The following is a 17,365-nucleotide window of genomic DNA, read 5'->3' as shown; positions in this document are numbered from 1 at the left end:
TTTTTTTATTTGGTTTTTGTCGTTTGGTGGGGGTTGGGGGGGGGGTGGGGGGGGGGGTGGGGGGGGGGGGTGGGGGTCGGGGTAGGGGGACGGGGACGGGGGCTGTCTCAGTCCCACGACACCATCTGCTCGGGCGGCACGAGGCATTCCGACGCCTCGTCGTTGCCTGACTCGTCCACAACCGCCGTGAGTTCGCTCACGGTGTCCGAGTCGCCGACGTCGATTCCCAACCGTTTCACGCATTCGATCGCCGCCGGCAGGTTTGCCTGCTCCTCGCGCGCGCGACGAGCGCCCACCCCGGGGCTCAGTTGGTACACCATGTCCACATAGAAGGACTCGCGGCGGATGCACTCGTCGGCAACGGCGAGCGACTGGTCTTCGCTCATGCCCTCGGCATCGCCGTGGAAGTACATGCCCTCGGGGAAGTCGATGCCGTCCGCGGGCGGCTCGTACGTGTACGGGATGCCGCTCGCGTCGAAGCACGAGAATGTGGCCTGCAGCCGCTCCTCGAGATCCGAGTACGCGATGACGCCAGCGTCGGCGACCCGCTCAAGGGTGGCGAGCTGCTCCTCGGAGGCTCCGTCGGCGCGCGCGTCTCCAACGGTGTCGGTGACGAGTTGCGAGTACCCAGACCAGTCGACATCCGATGACGCGCTCGCCTTGGGCACCGCCTCCCCTGAGCACCCGCCCAGCGCGAGCACACCCAGTGCCGCGCCGAACGGGAGCCACCGCAGGTGATTACCCATACGCAATGTGGTCGCTGTCCACGCGGCAGTACGTCGAGCTCACCGAAGCGTCGCCTGTCTTGACCACCCATTTGCTCCACTGGGCGGCACCGGAGTTGCCCTGGAACTTGCCGCGCACCGCGTGCGAATCGCACGGGTCAAACGACGTCTTGCCGGTCTTGGCCGAGTGTTCGGTGGTGATCCAGTAGGCCGTGCAGCCATCGGTCCCGTCGATGTAGCCGCCATCGGCCGCATTGCTGGAGCCCCCGGCGCCCAGTAGGCCAACGGCACAGGCCGTGGCGATCGCTACTCGGGTTCGTGCTTTCATCTTCGCCTCCTTGCGAATCGCGTGAGAGGCGTGCACGGTGCACGTTCCCCCCAATCGAAAACGTTATCACTACGCTCGCGGAGACGGGCTGGGTTCACGCGGGCCGCCTCAGTAGACTCGCACCGTGATCATCCTCCTCGTCGGATCCGGCGCGCGCGAGCATGCGCTGGCCCTGTCCCTCAGCCAGGACCCCGCCGTCTCGCAACTGCACGCGATGCCTGGCAATCCCGGCATCGGCCGCCTGGCAACACTGCACCAGGGCAACCAGAACAGCCCGGCAGAGGTGGCCGCCCTGGCAACCGCCCTCGCGGCAGACCTGGTGATCGTCGGGCCGGAGGCGCCCCTCGTCGCCGGGGTTGCCGACGCCGTACGGGACGCGGGAATCCCGGTCTTTGGGCCGTCGGGCGCTGCCGCGATGCTCGAGGGCTCCAAGGCGTTCGCCAAGGATGTCATGGCCGCCGCAAAGGTGCCCACCGCGGCGAGCCACACGTGCACCACCATCAACGAGCTTGCCGCTGCGCTCAAGGAGTTCGGCGCCCCCCACGTGGTCAAAGACGACGGACTCGCGGCGGGCAAGGGCGTGGTCGTCACGAACGACCTCACCGAGGCGCTGCGGCATGGCGAGGCGATCCTCGCGGCGGGCGGCACGGTGGTGGTTGAGGACTACCTCGACGGCCCCGAGGTGAGCCTGTTCTGCCTCTGTGACGGCTCCACGGTGGTGCCTTTGCAGCCCGCCCAAGACTTCAAGCGCGTCTTCGACAAGGACGACGGCCCCAACACCGGTGGCATGGGCGCGTACACGCCGCTCCCATGGGCGCCGGCAGGCCTCGTCGCGGACGTGGTCCAGCATGTGGCGCAACCAACGGTCGACGAGATGGCGCGGCGCGGAACGCCGTTCGTCGGCGTGCTCTACTGCGGCCTCGCGCTCACGAGCAAGGGCGTTCGCGTGGTCGAGTTCAACGCGCGCTTTGGCGATCCAGAGACCCAGGTGGTGCTCGCGCGCCTTGAGACTCCGCTCGCCGGCGTGCTCTTGGCCGCCGCGGAGGGTCGCCTCGCGGACGTCCCTGCCCTTCAGTGGCGAGACGACGCCGCCGTCACGGTGGTCATCGCGTCCAGCGGCTATCCCGAGGCGCCCGTGACCGGCGACCCCATCGCGGGCCTCGACGCCGCAGAGGCCCTTGAGGGCGTGCACGTTCTCCACGCTGGCACGGCGACTATGCCCGACGGCGGGGCTGGCTTGGTCTCCGCTGGCGGCCGGGTGCTGTCGGTAGTTGGCATCGGTGACGGGCTCGCGGCCGCGCGAGATCGCGCGTATGCGGGAGTGGCTGAGATCGACCTGCCGGGCTCGCACCACCGCAGCGACATCGCGCTCAAGGCGGCGGAGGCGGTGGGCTGATGAGCGTCCAGAACATCCCAGCCGCCCCGGTGCTCGATGGCTGGACGCACGTCTACTCGGGCAAGGTGCGCGACCTCTACGAACCCAGCACCCCGCACCCGCGAGGCGACGTGGTACTGGTGGTAGCGTCGGACCGAATCAGTGCTTACGACTGGGTGCTACCCACCGAAATCCCTGGTAAGGGGGCAATTCTCACGGCGCTAAGCCTGTGGTGGTTTGACCAGATCAAAGACATCGTCCCCAACCACACGGTGGAAGCGCCCATCCCAGAGCAGGTGCAGGGCCGCGCGATGGTGTGCCAGCGCCTCGACATGTTCCCCGTGGAGTGCGTGGCGCGCGGCTACCTCACGGGCTCTGGCCTCACGGAGTACAACGCCACCGGCGACGTGTGCGGGGTGCCGCTCCCGCCCGGACTCGTGGACGGCTCGCGACTGCCGCAGCCCATCTTCACGCCGGCCACCAAGGCGGAACTGGGCCTCCACGACGAGAACGTCAGCTTCGAGAAGGTGGTCGCCGAGATCGGCGAGGAGGACGCGACCGTGCTGCGCGACCTCACGCTGCGCCTCTACGAGCGCGCCCACGAAATCGCTCGTGACAAGGGCATCATCCTCGCGGACACCAAATTCGAGTTTGGCCGCGACAAAGCCGGCGCGATCATCCTCGGCGACGAGGTGCTCACGCCAGACTCAAGCCGCTTCTGGCCCGCCGACCTCTGGGAACCCGGCCATGTGCAGCCAAGCTACGACAAGCAATACGTGAGGGACTGGCTGACTTCTCCAGCGTCGGGCTGGGACAGGAACTCCGGCGAGGCGCCCCCTCAACTGCCCGACGCTGTGGTTGAGAAGACGCGCGAGCGGTACCTCGAGGCCTACGACAGGCTGGCGAAGAACTAGCGGTAATCCTTGCGCGACTTCTCGCCGATGACGGGCACGCCCCAGCCGAACTTGAGCGAGCCGAGCCGCACCACGAGCACCACGAGGATGGGCACCCAGAACACGACGGGCCGCGACGCCCCTGCCCAGAGCAGCAGGGCGTACGAGGCGGAACCGGCAAGCGCTGCGGTGGCGTAGAGGGTGCCCACGCGCAGCACCTCCGGCACCTCGGCGGAGAGCACATCGCGAACTACGCCGCCGCCAACTCCCGTGACCACGCCGAGTAGCGCGGACACGAAGAGCGAGGCGCCCGCATCGAGGGCGATCCCGGTGCCCACCACAACGAAGACAGCAAGCCCGGCGGCATCCGAGATCTGCACCGTGCGGAAGCGCGTGAGTTTGTCGAGCGGATGCCAACGTGCGTACACCGCCACGGCGAGGCCGACGAAGGCGCTCACCACAATGAAGATGGGGTTCTCAAGCCAGAACACGGGGATGTTGAGCAAGAGATCGCGCATGGTGCCGCCGCCGACGGCAACCACGGACGCGAGCACCATGGCGCCCACGAGGTCCATTCGCTTCTTACCTGCTGCCACAGCCCCGGAGACGGCGAAGGCGACGATACCCACGTACTCGAGCACGGTGCGCAGCGTGCCGAGCGCGACGTCGACCGTGTCGGGATCGTAGGTGAAGAGACTCACGGGCCAAGCGTATTGGCCCCAACGGACCGTGCGGTGACTACGTTCTGATTGCATGAAGACGTTGCGGTGGGTTCTCCTTGGGGCCGGCGTGCTGCTGGTGGTGGCGCTGGGCCTCGTGTGGGCCAACCTCAACGTTGGCCCGGGGCCTAACGGGTATGTCAGCAAGCACGAGGGCGTGCAGTTCTATCCCGCGTGCGGCAACGACGTGCTCGAGTTCGAGGGCAAGACCTGGTACTCGATCAGCCGCGACGATTGGGAGACGCCAAGCGCTCAGGCCGCCGTGACCGAATACCGCACCGCAGCGTCGGGCGGGCGCGGGGCAGCGACAGGCGTGCGGATCGTGGCTGCTCCCGGACCCGGCGACGACGTGGGAACGCTCTACGTCTATCGAGACGGCCGCGCGTACTGGGTGAGTGACAGCGGAGCCCTCGACACGTGGCTCACGCTGGTGCCGCAGACGTACAACTGGGTGTGCTGATGCGCAGGCTGACAGTGGCGTTGCTGGCAATTCTCCTGCTGGTTGGCTGCAACGATGGCCGCCCCGAGGGGCGCGAGTTCGCGTATCCCACCCACTGCCGGGTTGCCCAGGTCTCGATTGATGGCGTCCGGTACTACCCCACGGGCATTTATGAGGACAGCGAACTGATTGCCACCGACGATCACTCCACCTTTGGTGGGCCCACGCCCTGGGAGGACGTCGAGGGCGCGATGAACATGAACGACACCTTTGGGTACCTCGTCGACAGCGAGGGCGACACCAAGGCGTTCAACGTGAAGGGCACGGACTACGTTGTCCACCTCAGTCCGGATCCTGCCGACGCCGCGTGGACCGTCGAAGGGTGTGCTTGAGGCGCCCGGTAGACTTCCCGCATGGCCACGATCCTCGTTCACGTCATGCCCAAGCCCGAGATCCTTGACCCCCAGGGCAAGGCAGTCGGCTCGGCCCTCGCTCGCCTTGGCTTCGACGGGATCGAGTCCGCGCGGCAGGGCAAGCGCTTTGAACTCACCGTTGACGGCGAGGTGACCGACGCTGTGCTTGAGAAGGTGCGCGCGGCTGCTTCGCAGGTGCTCTCCAACCCGGTGATTGAGGACGTTGTTGAGGTGACAGTTGTTGAGGTGACCGCCCTGTGACGGCTCGCGTTGGGGTAGTTACCTTCCCCGGATCGCTCGACGACAGGGACGCGCTGCGCGCCGTGCGGCTTGCCGGCGGTGAGGCCGTGTCGCTGTTCCACGCCTCCCCCTCGCTCGACGGAGTGGACGCCGTGGTGCTCCCTGGCGGTTTTTCCTACGGCGACTACTTGCGCGCTGGGGCGATCGCGCGCTTTGCGCCCATCATGGAGACCATTGTCGATGCCGCGAACGGCGGCATGCCGGTGCTTGGCATCTGCAACGGCTTCCAGGTGCTCACCGAGGTTCACCTGCTCCCGGGCTCGATGATCAAGAACGAGCACTTGCACTTCATCTGCCGCGACCAGACGCTGCGCGTCGAGAATGCGGACACGGCGTGGACCACCGAGTTCAGGGCGGGTGAGGAGATCACCATTCCGCTCAAGAACCAGGACGGCCAGTACGTCGCGGACGAGCACACGCTCGACGAGCTCGAGGCCGAGGGTCGCGTGGTGTTCCGCTATGTGGGCTTCAACCCCAATGGCTCTCGCCGAGACATTGCTGGCATCACGAACGCGCGCGGCAACGTGGTGGGCCTCATGCCGCACCCTGAGCACGCCGTGGAGCCGGGCTTTGGGCCGGACTCTGCTGCGGCGGGCCGTACCGGTACCGACGGCCTCGCGTTCTTCACGTCGGCGATCAAGGGACTGCTCGCGACCGCGTGAGTGCCAACGGTCATCCTGCGCGTAGTCGCAGGATCCCCGCCGCCGATCTCGCCGCCTCACTCGCCGCGGGCATCCCGGTACCCAACGGCAGCCCCGTCCGCGTGGCAATCGACGGCATGACGGGCGTTGGCAAGACCACCCTCCGCGCCTTGGTGAGCCACGCCCTCCGTGAGATGGGCCGCGACGTCGCGGAAGCGTCGGGCGATGACTTCCACCACCAGCGCGCGGTGCGCTACCGGCAAGGGCGCACCTCCGCGCGCGGCTACTACGAGGACGCTTACGACTATGTGGCGCTCGGCGACAAGCTGCTGCGGCCGCTTGGGCCGGAGGGCTCGCGGGTGGTGCGGTTGCGGCACCACGACCTTGAGTCCGACGCTGTGCTCACCGATGAGCCGAGCGTGCGCCTTGGCGATGAGGTCACCGTGGTGGTGGACGGCTCGTTCTTGCAACGTCCGGAGCTCGATGGGCTGTGGGATTGGGTGATTCTCGTGGAGGCCTCGCGCGCGGCTTCGGCCGCGCGGCAGGTGGTGCGAGATGGGGCGCCCGCCGACCCCGACGATCCGTATCATGCCAGGTATTTTGGTGGTTACGACGTCTACGTTGCCCAACGCGATCCTGCCTCGCGAGCCCACGTGGTGGTGACGAACGAGGGCTAGGTGCTGCCAGCGCAACTTTCGTAGCCGAATGATGCGATTGTCACAAACGGGTGATTTGGGGCCACGGCGCTCACTACGCTCGCCCTATGCGACGCCCCATAGTTGTGGTGATGACCCTCGTTCTGGCGCTCGCGGGAGCTACCGTTGCGACCGCGTCAGCCCAGGCGGCACAGGTGTCTTCGGTTCGCACCACGCTCGGCTCGTGCACGGTGTTTCCGGCGTCGAACGCGTGGAACAAGGACATCAGCAAGGCGAAGGTGCACAAGAAGTCGGCGGCGTGGGTCAAGACGATCGGCGCCAACACCAAGTTGCACCCCGACTTCGGCACGTCGTGGGCCGGCTCGCCTATTGGCATCCCGTACATCACGGTCACCAACTCCACGCCCAAGGTGCCGGTGAGCTTCACCTACAAGTCGGAGTCCGACAAAGGCCCGTATCCCATCCCCAAGAACGCCCCAATCGAGGGAGGGAGCAAGTCCACAGGGGACCGTCACGTCATCGTGGTGAACACGTCCACGTGCACGCTCTACGAGCTGTTCAATGCGCGTCAAGTCAACGGGGGCACCTCGTGGAAGGCCGGATCGGGGGCCATCTTCAACCTCAAGTCCAACAAGCTGCGGCCGGCCGGATGGACAAGCGCGGACGCGGCAGGGCTGCCAATCTTCCCCGGACTGGTGCGCTACGACGAGGTCAAGGCGGGAAAGATCAACCACGCGTTGCGCTTCACGGTGTCGCAGACACAAGCGGGCTACATCTCCCCCGCGCGGCACTTCGCGAGTTCGTCAAAGGACGCCAACCGCCCGCCGATGGGTGCGCGATTCCGGCTCAAGGCCTCCTATAGCTGCGCCAAGTATTCGCGAGAGGTGCGGGTGATCTGTGCGGCGCTCAAGAAGTACGGAATGATCGTTGCCGACAACGGGTCCAACTGGTACGTGAGCGGCGCCCACGACTCGCGATGGAACGACGACGCGCTCGGCGACCTCAAGAAGATCCCTGGCTCGGCATTCGAGGCAGTGGATACGGGGGCGATCGTCACCAAGTGACGCCGTGGCCGCGTGACCCCGCGGGCCAGCCGCAGGTCAGCGGGTGTGGCCGCGCATGATGTCCGCGATGAAGAGCACGAAGGTCCACACCGCGAGCGCGATGCACAGCAGCTGAACCCAGGTCCAGCCGGCGCCAACGGGAGTGATGCAACACGCGAGCGCTAGGAACGTGGTGGCGAGCCAGTGCTGTCGCCAGGCCGCCCACACGGTGACGGCCGCCACCGCGATGCCCACGCCGAGGCGCACCCAGAACCCGCCGAGTTCGTCGTCTTCCATGAACTGCAGCAGAGTGAAGGCCCCCCACGCGAGCAGGCTCCCGGAGATCACCGCAAGCGCCGCGGGTCCCCAGTTGCCAGCTCGCTCATCCATGCCTCAAGTGTGTCGCGTTTGCTTGCGATTCGAGCCACGGAAGTCCGTAGCGCAGCAGAGATTCAATGACCTCGCTTGCCAGCGGCTCAACGTCCGTGCCGAGCGTGAGATCCCACCAGTGGTCGCGGCGCGTGGGCACGAGGACGCCGAGACGCTGCGTCTCGCCCCACAGGACGTAGTTCGCGTTGTGTTCGGGGGCGTCGCCGAGCCACTGGTTCTCCGCGCGCTTGGCGCTCCACTCGGCGCGGTCGAAGTATGAGAGGTTGACCGTGAAGGCAACGCGCGCTTTCGTTACCGGCCTCCACTTCTGAAAGCCGATTAGTGCCCACGCGCCTTCGCAGGGCAGCTCGTACTTTCCCCCGGATCCGGTGAGCCCAGCCGCGAGCAGATCGGGGGTGATCAGGCTCCGCATCATGCCGTTATAGGCGTCCAAAGCGTTCCACGTCTGCTGAGTCATGCGCCATCGTGGCACGGATGCCCGGAACGCTGGACGGGCCTGTGGATAACCGATCGCCCGCCGGTGACCGCGCCTACCCTGAGTGCACTGGCATGCCATCGGATCCAGTGTAATACTTGTAATACAGGCGAACTTTGGAGGAGCGATGACCCTCACCGTCAGGCTCGACGACGAGCAGGAACGCGCCCTCACCCAACTTGCGGCCGACACTGGGCGCACGAAGAGTTACTACGTGAAGCAGGCACTCCGGGAGTTCCTTGAGGACCGAGCGGACTACCTGACCGCAATCGCGGCGCTTGAAAGAGACGACGGCACGCGCTACACCTCTGCTGAGGTGAGGCGCGAACTTGGCCTATAGCGTCGCCATAACAAAGGACGCCCGTCGGCAGTTGTCGAAGCTCGATCCAGCAGCGGCGCGACGAGTCCTGGACTACTTGGAGGCGGCCGCGGAGCTGGACGACCCCCGCCTCCGGGGGAAGGGACTTACAGGCGACCGCGGTGGTCTGTGGCGCTACCGTATTGGCGACTACCGAGTGATCTGCGAAATCCTTGACGCGGAGATGGTCATTCTCGCGCTCGAGGTTGGGCACCGAGGGTCGGTGCACCGCGGTTAGTTCAGCGCATCCCGGATGGCGGCGAGCGCCTGGAACGAGCCGTGGTTGAAGTCCGCGCCAAGTTGGGAGGGCACGGTCACGAGCAAGGTGTCGGAGGACATGACGGCGGAGTCGGCGCGCAGCTCTTCGATCAGCTTGTCCGGCTCGCCAACGTAGGTCTTGCCAAAGGTGCCAACGGCGTTGTCGATCTCACCGATCTGGTCGCGATTGCCGCCCATGCGCTCCTTCTCGAGGTACGGCCCAAAGTAGAGGCGGGAGAGGTCGTCGACGATCGGCATCACGGACCGCGAGACGGAGACGCGCGGCTCGCCCTCGTGCCCGGCGCTCGTCCAGGAAGCGCGGAAGGCTTCGATCTGCCGGCTCTGCAGCACGTCCAATGGCTCGCCCGTTGCCTCCAATACCAGGGTCGATGACATGAGGTGCATGCCAAGTTCGCCCACCCGGATCGCGGACTCGGTGTTGCCTGCGCCGTACCAAATGCGCCCATTCAGCCCCGGAGACTGGGGCTGAATGGGCAACAGCTGGCCGGGGAGCACATGCGCGTGGGCGCCGGGCTCGGCGATCCCTTCGCCGGAGATCGCGCGCCGGAACAACGCGATACGCGCGGCCGCGTCTTCCACCGGCAACAGGCCGTCGGGCAGCGGGTAGCCAAAGTCGCCGGGACCGTCGAGCGCCATCTCCGGTGAACCTCGAGACACCCCCAACTGCAGCCGCCCGCCAACAAGCAGATCAGAGGTGGCCGCCATCTCCGCCATGTACAGCGGGTTCTCGTAACGCATGTTGATGACGCCGGTCCCCAGCTCAATAGCAGAGGTGGCCCGCCCCATCGCCGTCAGAATCGGGAACGGCGACGTGAGGTTCTGCTCCCAGTGATGCACGCGGATCCATGCGCCGTCCATCCCCGCGTCCTCGGCCGCCTCCGCGAGCCGCACGGTGTCGAGCAGCGTTTCCGCGGCGGACCGCACCTTGGACCCCGGCGCGCTGCTATACCAACCGAAACTCAAGAAGCCGATGCGGCGAGGATGGCTCATAGCCAGCCACAACGTCGGGCACCGCGCGTAACTTCCCTATTGTTGAGCCGTGGCCACGATTCAAGCCGTCCCCCTCGACGACCCCACGGCAACGACGCTGTGGGCAGAACAGCAGCGCGAACTCTTCGAGCGCTACGGCGAGCCCGACGAGGACGCCCACTTCTACCTCGATATGCCGCCCGACGCTCTCATCACCTCGCTGCTCGCCGTCACCGAGGAGGGGGAACCGGTAGCAACGGGGCTCTTGCGGTGGTCGCCATTTGACACCGGCGCGGGTTCGGCGGAGGTGAAGCGACTCTACGTGCGCGCGGGCGCGCGCGGGCGAGGGCACGCGCGCGACATCATGGCGGCGATCGAGGACGCGGCGGCGCGGGCGGGCGCCACGCGCATCGTTCTCGAGACGGGGACCGAGCAGCCGGAGGCGCTTGGTCTGTATGCGAGCCTGGGCTACGACCGGATCACCCCGTACGGCGAGTACAAGGACCACGAGCAGTCCATCTGCTTTGGTCGCGAGCTGCCCACGCGCGTCATCGTCATCAACGGGTCCATCGGCGCGGGCAAGACCAAGACGGCCGCGGCGGTTTTTGACACTCTCGCAGAGCGCGGCAGTAGATCGGCGCAGATCGACGGAGACTTCCTTGCCGAGGCGCATCCCGCTCCGGACGGCGACCGGTTCCGGCAGGCGCTGATGTTCGCAAACCTTGCGGCCGTGGCCCCGGTGTACAGGGCGTCCGGGTACGGGATCATGGTGATCGCGCGCGTGGTCGAGGACCCCGAGGACCGCTCCCGCTACGCCACCGCGTTCGCTAGTGATGCGGGCCCCGCTGAGGTGCGCATCGTCCGCGTCACCGCGCCGGAGGACGAGCGCAAGGCGCGCATCCTCGTCCGCGACCTCGAGCCCGAATGGCAACAGTGGGGCCACGCGCGCACGGTGGAGCTCCACGAGGCGCTTGAGCGGCTACAACTGGACGACGCTGTGGTCACCAATTCGGGGCGGTTGCCGATGGCGACTGCGGCAGAGATTCTGGAGCGTTTGGGCTGGTAATCACGCAACCATGAGCGCGCCGCGCCAGTGTGGCTCGTTCTCGCGGATCCACTGCGCATCGGACTTCCACACCGTCCCGACGCCGCGCTCCCACAGCTCGATCCACGGCGATTCTCCCGTGATCCGCATCGCGTCCAGGTATTCGTACATGCGCTCGCTGCGAGCGGCGAGAAGGGGCAACAGTTCGGCGCGCTGGGCCTCTGTCAGGCCGTAGCCGTCGGCGAAGCGGCGCAAGCGGTCCGCGGCGGAGGCGGCATCCAGCCCACCGCGCGCGAGCGGCGCGAACGCGTGTGCGGCATGCGCGAGATCCCACAGCCTGGTCCCGGGTGCGGCCGCATCCCAGTCAATCGCCACAAGGCGCCCATCGGGAGCCACCACGATGTTCGACGGGGAGATGTCTTGGTGAATGATCATCTCTGTGCCCGGACCGGGCAGCCCCTGGAACCACTCCACGCCCGCGGGCGGCACAAAGCTCGCGAGGGCGTCGTGCATGTCACGCATGAAGGCGCCGATGCGCTCCGGATCAAGCGCGGCGTCGGGCGCCTGCGGGTGGTCCGCGCGGATCCCATTGACCCATTCCACGAGGTGCCTGCCCTGCGCGTCCCACCCAAAGCTGCGCGGCGCCCCGCGGAAGCCAACGGCCTCCAGGTGCTTGAGCAGGGCGTGGGTGGCGGCGCTGTAGGGATCGGGTGCCTGCATGGAAACCGCCTCTCGGTGGATGGGCTCTGGGGTGGTTCTGCCCGACGCCATGGTTACGGACGTCGGGAACGCGGGGGCGGCGATGCGCGGCACGGGACGCCGGTGGCGCTTTCCGTCTTGGCGGTCCACCACCCAGGCGAGGCCGTCGAGGCTGTCCTGAAGCCGCAGCTCGGCATCGTCCCTGCTATGTCCCTGGACGGCGAGCTGGCCGTGCCAGCCAGAGGCGCCAAGAATGTGGGCAAGCTTGCGATCGGCCCGGCCGGAGCCATAGGGGAGGATCGTGCGCCCCGTCTCCACAGCGTCGGGATCCATGCCGTTCAGGGCGATCGCCACAAGGTGCGGCATCATCGCGGCAAGGTGCGTCTCGAAGTCCGCAATGTGGGCGTGGCCGTGCTGCTGCTGGTAGGCGATGCCCACATTGCGCAGGCCGCGCTCCGCGAGAGCCTCCACAAGGGCGGCGAGGTTTCGCGGTTCCCCAAAGAAGCCGAGGTGGTTCGTGAGGAGCACGCACAGGCCGTGATCCTGGGCGAGGCGTGCAAGGGGCTCAACGTGATCGGCGGCCCGCCACACGCGCGCAAGTTCCGCGGCGGGGTGCAGCGCCACTCCGTCGGCGGTGCCAAACTCCACCACGGTCCACAGATCCGGTGACAGCCCGCGCCGAGCGGACTCCACCACAAACTGGCGAACGTGCGGATTGATGAACCCAAGGCGAGCGTCGTGATCAGGTTCGCCAGCGTCGGGCAGCGGGTGGGGAGCCCAGATGCCGGTGAGGCTCACGCCCTCGTTGCGCAAGGCGTCAAGCTCGGCGTCAAACTGCACGGCGTGCTCGTCGCGCCAATCCCACACGATGTGGCGAAGTCCCAGGCGGCGCAGCATCTTGGCGCGCTCGCGAGGGGTGCGGTCTTGATCGTCGTAGGCGACGATGCGCGCGGCTGCGACGTTGGGGCGATCGCACCAACGGACCTTGCTGTTATCCCACCCGAACTGCACAATCCGAGGTGGTTGTGCCTCAGTCACCTTCGCACGGTATCAGTGCGGCCAGCGTGGCTCAGGGATGTTCGCGGAAAGTGCTCTGGCAATCCAGTCGAGTCCGTCCAGATTGTCCTGAATGCGGTCTTCCATGGGGTCCATGGTGTGGCCGATGGCCGCGGTCAGGCCGTGCCAACCGGAGTTGTGGATGACCCTGGCGAGCTCAAGATCCCGCGAGCCGTGGCCGTAGGGGAGCACCTTGCCGTCGCCCCAGTGCGCCCCATCACGGGTGCCATTGAGGCCAAGGGCAACCACCGCGTGCTGAATCCGGCCCCACATCGCGGCGAACCCGTCGACGTGCGCATGGCCATGGTGCTGCATGTAGGCGAGGCCGGTGTTGTCATAGCCCCTGGCGACCAACTCCTCCAGGATCCTGATCTGGTTGAGCGGCTCGCCGGCCCACCCCAGGTGGTTGTAGAAGGCGAGCGTCATGCCTGTTTCTGCCGCGAGCCTTGCCAGCGGCTCTATCCGATCGGCGAACTGCTCGGCATCCCCCTCTTCGGTCACGGGCCCGGGCGCGCCAAACTCCGCGCACGCCCACAGTTGGGGAGTCAGTCCACGGCCCGACGCTGTGCGCACCTGAGCTTCGAGGTGTGGGTTGAGCTTGCCATCAGGGATCGGCGACCAGATCGCCGCAAGGCCCAATCCGCGCTCTTCGAGGGCGTCGAGCTGCGCGTCAAACTGCGCCACGTGTTCGTCTCGCCAATCCCAGGCGAGGGCATCGATGCCAAGCCTGGCAAGAGCGTCGGCCCTTTGGGTGGGGGTGCGAGGGCGGTCGTCATACGGGACCACGCACCAGGCGGCGAGCGTGTCGACGAAGGTGGGGCGCTCGCGGCTAGTCATCGAGGGCGAACGTGAGGGCGGCGGCCACATGCAGTTGGACGGTGTCGAAGTAGGGAACGTCGAGGTCGTGCTGGGTAACGACGAGCGGGATCTCGGTGCAGCAGGCGATGACGCCTTGGGCGCCGCGGTCCAGGAGGCGTTCGGTGACGCCGAGCACCAGGTCGCGTCCCTCGTCGCGGATGATGCCGCGGGCGAGTTCCTCGTAGATGAGGTCGTGAACGGCGGTGAGGTCTGGCTCGTCCGGGGCAATGACCTCGATTCCGCGGGCGGCCATGTGGTCGCGGTAGAAGGGCATGCGCATGGTGTAGCCGGTGCCGAGGAGGGCCACCGTGGTGAGGCCCGCTTTGGCGATGGCGTCCGCAGTGACGTCAAGCATGTGGATAAGGGGGATGCTCACGGCCGCTTGGACCTGGGGTGCCACGAGGTGCATGGTGTTGGCGCAAATGAGGAGCGCTTGGGCGCCGGCCGCCTCGAGGCTTCGCGCGTCGTTGGCGAAGGTGGCCGCGAGGCCGTCCCAGTCGCCTGTGCTCTGGGCCGTCGCAATCTGCTGGAAGTCGTAGGAGCGGACGATGAGATCGGCGCTGCTGTTGCCGCCGAGCTGCTCGTTGACTCCCTCGTTCAGGGCGCGCTCGTAGTCGATCGAGGAGTGCCAGGTGATGCCGCCGAGCAGCCCCAGCTTCTTTGGTTGGGTGCGCATGTGGCCAGCCTAACAAGGCCCGCCAACATTCCAGTAGGATGTAAGGATGCGCATCGGAGAACTTGCCGCCGCCGGCGGCGTCACCGCCAAGACCGTTCGGTATTACGAGACGTTGGGTTTGCTTGCGCCGCCGCATCGCCTTGCCAACGGGTATCGCGAATATTCGGCCGACGCTGTGGACCGGCTTCGCTTTGTCCGTGACGCTCAGGCTGCGGGGCTGACCCTTGCCGAAGCAGGCTCGATCCTCGCCTTGAAGGATCAGGGTCGCGGGACGTGCCATCACACGCGCGAGCTGCTCGAGCGTCACCTCGAGGAGATCGACAGGCAGATCGATTCGCTGCTGGCGGCGCGCGCCGAGTTGACGGCGCTGTCCCGCCGTGCGGACTCGCTCGACCCCGCCGATTGCACCGACGCCAACCGGTGCCAGGTCCTTGGTCTTGACATTCCCGTGGGCAGTAACGTTTAACCTGCACTCATGACCACTGTGCACGAACACCCGGTAGCTCCCACGCCCATCAACCTAGCGGTGGGAGGAATGACGTGCGCGGGCTGCGCCTCCAACATCCAGAGGGGGCTGTCCCAACTGCCTGGGGTTGACGACGCGGTGGTGAACCTCGCCACGCGGCGTGCCACGGTGAACCCGGACGGCTCAGTGGACGTGGAGGTGCTCGAGGACTCGATGCGTGCCGCCATCACGGGGCTTGGGTACGAGGTGCTGACGCCGGTTACGGCGCCCACCCACCACGTTGTCGCAGGTTCCCACCCAGGCGACCACGCCGGCGCCGAGTTCGACGAGCACTCAGCCCACATGCACGCGGACGCGGCCCGGATCGCTGACTATCGCCGGCGGTTCCTCGTTGCCCTTACGCTCTCGATCCCTTTGCTCGCGCTCTCGATGGTCATGGCGTTCCAGTTCACGGGCTGGGAGTGGGTGGCGCTCGCGCTTGCCACCCCGGTGATCTTCTACTCCGGACTCCCTTTCCACCGCAGCACGCTCAAGGGGCTGCGGCACCGGGCGGTCAACATGGACACGCTGGTGTCGCTTGGCACGGTGGCGGCGTGGACGTGGTCCACGGTGGTGCTCGTTGGGGGTCTTGACGCCCACGTCTACTTCGAGACGGGCGCCGTGATCGTCACCCTGATCCTGCTGGGCAAGTGGATCGAGGTCCGCTCCACCGCTCGCGCCGGAGACGCCGTGCGGGCGCTCAGCCAGCGCCAAAGTGCCACGGCCACGCTCGAGGACGGCAGCGTCGTGCCGCGTGAAGACCTGCACCCTGGCATGCGGTTTGTGGTGCGTCCCGGCGAGGCAATTGCCACCGACGGCATTGTCATTGAGGGCGAAGCAGGCGTGGACACGAGTCTCGTCACAGGGGAATCGGTGCCGTTGCACGCGGGGGTGGGGGCCGAGGTCATCGGCGGCACCATCGCGGTTGACGGCTCACTCACGGTCGAGGCCACGCGCGTCGGTGCCGAGACGATGCTCGCGCAGGTGGCGCGCATGGTGGACGGCGCGCTGAGCGGCCGGGCGCGCACCCAGCGGCTTGCGGACCGCATCTCGTCCGTCTTCGTGCCCATCGTGATCGTGCTCTCTTTGCTCACCCTTGGCGGATGGCTGCTCGCCACGGGAGACGTCAACGCGGCGTTCACGGCTGCTGTGGCGGTGCTCATCATCAGCTGCCCGTGTGCGTTGGGGCTCGCGACGCCGCTCGCCATCCTGGTGGGCACGGGTCGCGGTGCACGCAAGGGCATCCTCGTGCGCGGCCCGGAGGTGCTCGAGGACGCCCGCCTCGTCACCACGGTCGTCTTCGACAAGACGGGCACCCTCACCGAGGGGTCGCTGTCCGTCACCGCGACGTCCCTCGGTGACGCCTCGCCGGGCGCTCCCGCCTCCGCGACCGGTGCTCCCGCCTCCGCGCCCGGTGCTCCCGCCGCACTTCTCGTGGCGGCCGCCTCGGTGGAGGCCCGCTCGGAGCACCCGGTTGGCCGCGCCATCGCTGCCCATGTTTCCGAGCGGCTCCCGCTCAAGGGCTTCCGCTCCACTCCGGGTCGCGGGGTTACCGCCACTGTCAAGGACGGTGACGTGGTCACCGACGTGACGGTGGGCGCTCGCTCGCTCTTCGACTCCATTCCGGATGACCTCGCCTCCTGGGCTGATGCGCGCGAGTCGCTTGGCGAGACTGTGGTCTTTGTGGGCGCGATTCCGCCCACGTCTGGGGCCGGCCTGCTCTCGGTGCGACAGCCTTTGGCCGCAGCGGCGGCGATCGCTCTCACGGACACGGTCAAAGTGGGCGCGGCCGACGCTGTGGCAGAGTTGCGCGCTTCGGGCACCCGGGTGGTGCTGCTGACGGGCGACAACGAACGAGCCGCGGCTGCGGTTGCGGGTCAACTCGGCATCGATCGCGTCGTCGCTGGCGTGTTGCCGGGCGGCAAGCAAGAGGTGATCGAGGCGCTCCAGGCAGAGTCGGCAGCGGGGGGCCGGGCACGCGTGGCTATGGTGGGCGACGGCGTCAACGACGCACCCGCGCTCGCGGCGGCCGACTTTGGCATTGCGCTAGGGACGGGTGCCGACGTGGCGCGCGAGGCCTCGGATGTCACCATCGTTGCCGGCGACCCACGCACCGTGCCGGCGGCTATCCGGCTTTCGCGGCGCACGGTTAACGTGCTGAGGGGCAACCTGTTCTGGGCGTTTGCGTACAACGTGGCGGCGATTCCGCTCGCAGCGTTCGGGGTGCTCAACCCGATGATCGCCTCGGCGGCGATGGGTGCGAGCTCACTGTTCGTGGTTGCCAACTCGCTGCGCCTCCGTAACGCCTGACGTCGGGATCCAGTCCTCGCGGCTTCCCGCCCCTGTTCGCGCATCCGGGCGTGCCTGTGTGGCCGCGCATGCTGCGCTGCCCTCACGCGGTGAGGGCTGCGAGGCCGCCGAGTATTCGGTGTTGGTGGGGGTCGATGGTTGTGGGTGGGGTGAACCAGACGTGGTTGTTGTCATCGACGGTGATGCCCCATCCGTCGCGGTGAACTTGGGTGT

At 67.3% G+C, this 17,365-nt stretch carries 22 protein-coding genes; 13 read left to right on the top strand and 9 right to left on the bottom strand.

Features of this window, described 5'->3' with window-relative positions:
* Positions 1-107: 107 nt before the first annotated feature.
* Together QM618_RS03550 and QM618_RS03545 are read right to left on the bottom strand one after the other, a co-directional pair.
* A complete protein-coding gene (locus tag QM618_RS03550) occupies positions 108-746 on the bottom strand; it encodes a hypothetical protein (protein WP_428095010.1) in 639 nt (212 codons plus the stop codon).
* Positions 739-1,053: a hypothetical protein gene (locus tag QM618_RS03545; RefSeq protein ID WP_428095008.1), complete on the bottom strand. Its 315-nt coding sequence runs from the start codon at positions 1,051-1,053 to the stop codon at positions 739-741. The genes QM618_RS03550 and QM618_RS03545 overlap by 8 nt, the downstream gene beginning before the upstream one ends.
* A 124-nt stretch (positions 1,054-1,177) precedes the next feature.
* Between QM618_RS03545 and purD the strand changes: the two genes are divergently transcribed.
* Entirely contained in the window at positions 1,178-2,449 is a 1,272-nt protein-coding gene (gene purD, locus QM618_RS03540) for a phosphoribosylamine--glycine ligase (RefSeq protein WP_428095006.1), read from the top strand.
* The gene (locus tag QM618_RS03535; protein WP_428095004.1) at positions 2,449-3,342 is read left to right on the top strand and encodes a phosphoribosylaminoimidazolesuccinocarboxamide synthase; all 894 of its coding nucleotides are present in this window, start codon (positions 2,449-2,451) and stop codon (positions 3,340-3,342) included. Before purD ends, QM618_RS03535 begins: the two co-directional genes overlap by 1 nt.
* Here the strand turns inward: QM618_RS03535 and QM618_RS03530 are convergent.
* The gene (locus tag QM618_RS03530) at positions 3,339-4,022 is read right to left on the bottom strand and encodes a trimeric intracellular cation channel family protein (protein ID WP_428095002.1); all 684 of its coding nucleotides are present in this window, start codon (positions 4,020-4,022) and stop codon (positions 3,339-3,341) included. The genes QM618_RS03535 and QM618_RS03530 overlap by 4 nt on opposite strands.
* 52 nt (positions 4,023-4,074) lie before the next feature.
* Here QM618_RS03530 and QM618_RS03525 point away from each other — a divergent pair, with 52 nt between their 5' ends.
* From QM618_RS03525 to QM618_RS03500, 6 genes are all read left to right on the top strand, one after another.
* Entirely contained in the window at positions 4,075-4,500 is a 426-nt protein-coding gene (locus QM618_RS03525) for a hypothetical protein (RefSeq protein WP_428095000.1), read from the top strand.
* Positions 4,500-4,871 (top strand): hypothetical protein, encoded by a 372-nt coding sequence (locus QM618_RS03520; protein WP_428094998.1) that lies wholly within the window; start codon positions 4,500-4,502, stop codon positions 4,869-4,871. The genes QM618_RS03525 and QM618_RS03520 overlap by 1 nt, the downstream gene beginning before the upstream one ends.
* A gap of 21 nt (positions 4,872-4,892) precedes the next feature.
* On the top strand, positions 4,893-5,153 hold the full coding sequence (gene purS, locus QM618_RS03515; protein WP_428094996.1) for a phosphoribosylformylglycinamidine synthase subunit PurS: 261 nt from the start codon (positions 4,893-4,895) through the stop codon (positions 5,151-5,153).
* Positions 5,150-5,854, top strand: a complete 705-nt coding sequence (gene purQ / locus QM618_RS03510) for a phosphoribosylformylglycinamidine synthase subunit PurQ (RefSeq protein ID WP_428094994.1) — start codon at positions 5,150-5,152, stop codon at positions 5,852-5,854. The genes purS and purQ overlap by 4 nt, the downstream gene beginning before the upstream one ends.
* Positions 5,851-6,510 (top strand): uridine kinase, encoded by a 660-nt coding sequence (locus QM618_RS03505; RefSeq protein WP_428094992.1) that lies wholly within the window; start codon positions 5,851-5,853, stop codon positions 6,508-6,510. Before purQ ends, QM618_RS03505 begins: the two co-directional genes overlap by 4 nt.
* Positions 6,511-6,620: 110 nt before the next feature.
* Complete coding sequence (locus QM618_RS03500; RefSeq protein ID WP_428094990.1) at positions 6,621-7,553, top strand: hypothetical protein; 933 nt, start codon at positions 6,621-6,623, stop codon at positions 7,551-7,553.
* Positions 7,554-7,589: 36 nt separating this feature from the next.
* On the opposite strand, the gene QM618_RS03495 is transcribed toward QM618_RS03500, so the two are convergent.
* Together QM618_RS03495 and QM618_RS03490 are read right to left on the bottom strand one after the other, a co-directional pair.
* Positions 7,590-7,922, bottom strand: coding sequence for a hypothetical protein (locus QM618_RS03495; RefSeq protein WP_428094989.1), 333 nt, complete (start codon positions 7,920-7,922; stop codon positions 7,590-7,592).
* Positions 7,915-8,379: a DUF4304 domain-containing protein gene (locus QM618_RS03490; protein ID WP_428094988.1), complete on the bottom strand. Its 465-nt coding sequence runs from the start codon at positions 8,377-8,379 to the stop codon at positions 7,915-7,917. Before QM618_RS03490 ends, QM618_RS03495 begins: the two co-directional genes overlap by 8 nt.
* A 145-nt stretch (positions 8,380-8,524) precedes the next feature.
* On the opposite strand from QM618_RS03490, the gene relB reads away from it, so the two are divergent.
* Together relB and QM618_RS03480 are read left to right on the top strand one after the other, a co-directional pair.
* Entirely contained in the window at positions 8,525-8,737 is a 213-nt protein-coding gene (relB, locus tag QM618_RS03485) for a type II toxin-antitoxin system RelB family antitoxin (RefSeq protein ID WP_428094986.1), read from the top strand.
* Complete coding sequence (locus QM618_RS03480) at positions 8,727-8,993, top strand: type II toxin-antitoxin system RelE family toxin (RefSeq protein WP_428094984.1); 267 nt, start codon at positions 8,727-8,729, stop codon at positions 8,991-8,993. Before relB ends, QM618_RS03480 begins: the two co-directional genes overlap by 11 nt.
* Here QM618_RS03480 and QM618_RS03475 read toward each other — a convergent pair.
* Positions 8,990-10,024 (bottom strand): LLM class flavin-dependent oxidoreductase, encoded by a 1,035-nt coding sequence (locus QM618_RS03475; RefSeq protein WP_428094981.1) that lies wholly within the window; start codon positions 10,022-10,024, stop codon positions 8,990-8,992. The two genes, QM618_RS03480 and QM618_RS03475, sit on opposite strands and share 4 nt — an antisense overlap.
* 49 nt (positions 10,025-10,073) lie before the next feature.
* Between QM618_RS03475 and QM618_RS03470 the strand changes: the two genes are divergently transcribed.
* Positions 10,074-11,069, top strand: coding sequence for a GNAT family N-acetyltransferase (locus QM618_RS03470; protein ID WP_428094979.1), 996 nt, complete (start codon positions 10,074-10,076; stop codon positions 11,067-11,069).
* Here QM618_RS03470 and QM618_RS03465 read toward each other — a convergent pair whose 3' ends face one another.
* Genes QM618_RS03465 through QM618_RS03455 form a run of 3 tightly spaced genes read right to left on the bottom strand, consistent with a single transcriptional unit; the run spans position 11,070 to position 14,337 of the window.
* Positions 11,070-12,785 (bottom strand): hypothetical protein, encoded by a 1,716-nt coding sequence (locus QM618_RS03465; RefSeq protein WP_428094977.1) that lies wholly within the window; start codon positions 12,783-12,785, stop codon positions 11,070-11,072.
* 12 nt (positions 12,786-12,797) lie between these two features.
* Entirely contained in the window at positions 12,798-13,640 is an 843-nt protein-coding gene (locus tag QM618_RS03460; protein WP_428094975.1) for a sugar phosphate isomerase/epimerase family protein, read from the bottom strand.
* Positions 13,633-14,337, bottom strand: a complete 705-nt coding sequence (locus QM618_RS03455) for an aspartate/glutamate racemase family protein (protein WP_428094973.1) — start codon at positions 14,335-14,337, stop codon at positions 13,633-13,635. The genes QM618_RS03460 and QM618_RS03455 overlap by 8 nt, the downstream gene beginning before the upstream one ends.
* Positions 14,338-14,383: 46 nt before the next feature.
* On the opposite strand from QM618_RS03455, the gene QM618_RS03450 reads away from it, so the two are divergent.
* Both QM618_RS03450 and QM618_RS03445 read left to right on the top strand, forming a co-directional pair.
* Complete coding sequence (locus QM618_RS03450; RefSeq protein WP_428094971.1) at positions 14,384-14,803, top strand: heavy metal-responsive transcriptional regulator; 420 nt, start codon at positions 14,384-14,386, stop codon at positions 14,801-14,803.
* Between the two features lie 9 nt (positions 14,804-14,812).
* Positions 14,813-17,152: a heavy metal translocating P-type ATPase gene (locus QM618_RS03445; protein WP_428094969.1), complete on the top strand. Its 2,340-nt coding sequence runs from the start codon at positions 14,813-14,815 to the stop codon at positions 17,150-17,152.
* Positions 17,153-17,365 lie beyond the last annotated feature (213 nt).

It is taken from the genome of Demequina sp., assembly GCF_049841215.1.
Lineage (GTDB): Bacteria > Actinomycetota > Actinomycetes > Actinomycetales > Demequinaceae > Demequina.
Note: the sequence above shows the minus strand (reverse complement) of the source record. Positions and strands in the feature narration are given on the sequence as shown.

Excerpts from the sequence above, each read along its gene's own strand:
- QM618_RS03525 (WP_428095000.1), top strand. The coding sequence starts at position 4,075 with ATGAAGACGTTGCGGTGGGTTCTCCTTGGGGCCGGCGTGCTGCTGGTG.
- QM618_RS03475 (WP_428094981.1), bottom strand. The coding sequence starts at position 10,024 with ATGAGCCATCCTCGCCGCATCGGCTTCTTGAGTTTCGGTTGGTATAGC.
- QM618_RS03545 (WP_428095008.1), bottom strand. The coding sequence starts at position 1,053 with ATGAAAGCACGAACCCGAGTAGCGATCGCCACGGCCTGTGCCGTTGGC.
- relB (WP_428094986.1), top strand. The coding sequence starts at position 8,525 with ATGACCCTCACCGTCAGGCTCGACGACGAGCAGGAACGCGCCCTCACC.
- QM618_RS03460 (WP_428094975.1), bottom strand. The coding sequence starts at position 13,640 with ATGACTAGCCGCGAGCGCCCCACCTTCGTCGACACGCTCGCCGCCTGG.
- QM618_RS03445 (WP_428094969.1), top strand. The coding sequence starts at position 14,813 with ATGACCACTGTGCACGAACACCCGGTAGCTCCCACGCCCATCAACCTA.
- QM618_RS03495 (WP_428094989.1), bottom strand. The coding sequence starts at position 7,922 with ATGGATGAGCGAGCTGGCAACTGGGGACCCGCGGCGCTTGCGGTGATC.
- QM618_RS03550 (WP_428095010.1), bottom strand. The coding sequence starts at position 746 with ATGGGTAATCACCTGCGGTGGCTCCCGTTCGGCGCGGCACTGGGTGTG.
- QM618_RS03535 (WP_428095004.1), top strand. The coding sequence starts at position 2,449 with ATGAGCGTCCAGAACATCCCAGCCGCCCCGGTGCTCGATGGCTGGACG.
- QM618_RS03455 (WP_428094973.1), bottom strand. The coding sequence starts at position 14,337 with ATGCGCACCCAACCAAAGAAGCTGGGGCTGCTCGGCGGCATCACCTGG.
- purS (WP_428094996.1), top strand. The coding sequence starts at position 4,893 with ATGGCCACGATCCTCGTTCACGTCATGCCCAAGCCCGAGATCCTTGAC.
- QM618_RS03500 (WP_428094990.1), top strand. The coding sequence starts at position 6,621 with ATGACCCTCGTTCTGGCGCTCGCGGGAGCTACCGTTGCGACCGCGTCA.
- QM618_RS03490 (WP_428094988.1), bottom strand. The coding sequence starts at position 8,379 with ATGACTCAGCAGACGTGGAACGCTTTGGACGCCTATAACGGCATGATG.
- QM618_RS03450 (WP_428094971.1), top strand. The coding sequence starts at position 14,384 with ATGCGCATCGGAGAACTTGCCGCCGCCGGCGGCGTCACCGCCAAGACC.
- QM618_RS03520 (WP_428094998.1), top strand. The coding sequence starts at position 4,500 with ATGCGCAGGCTGACAGTGGCGTTGCTGGCAATTCTCCTGCTGGTTGGC.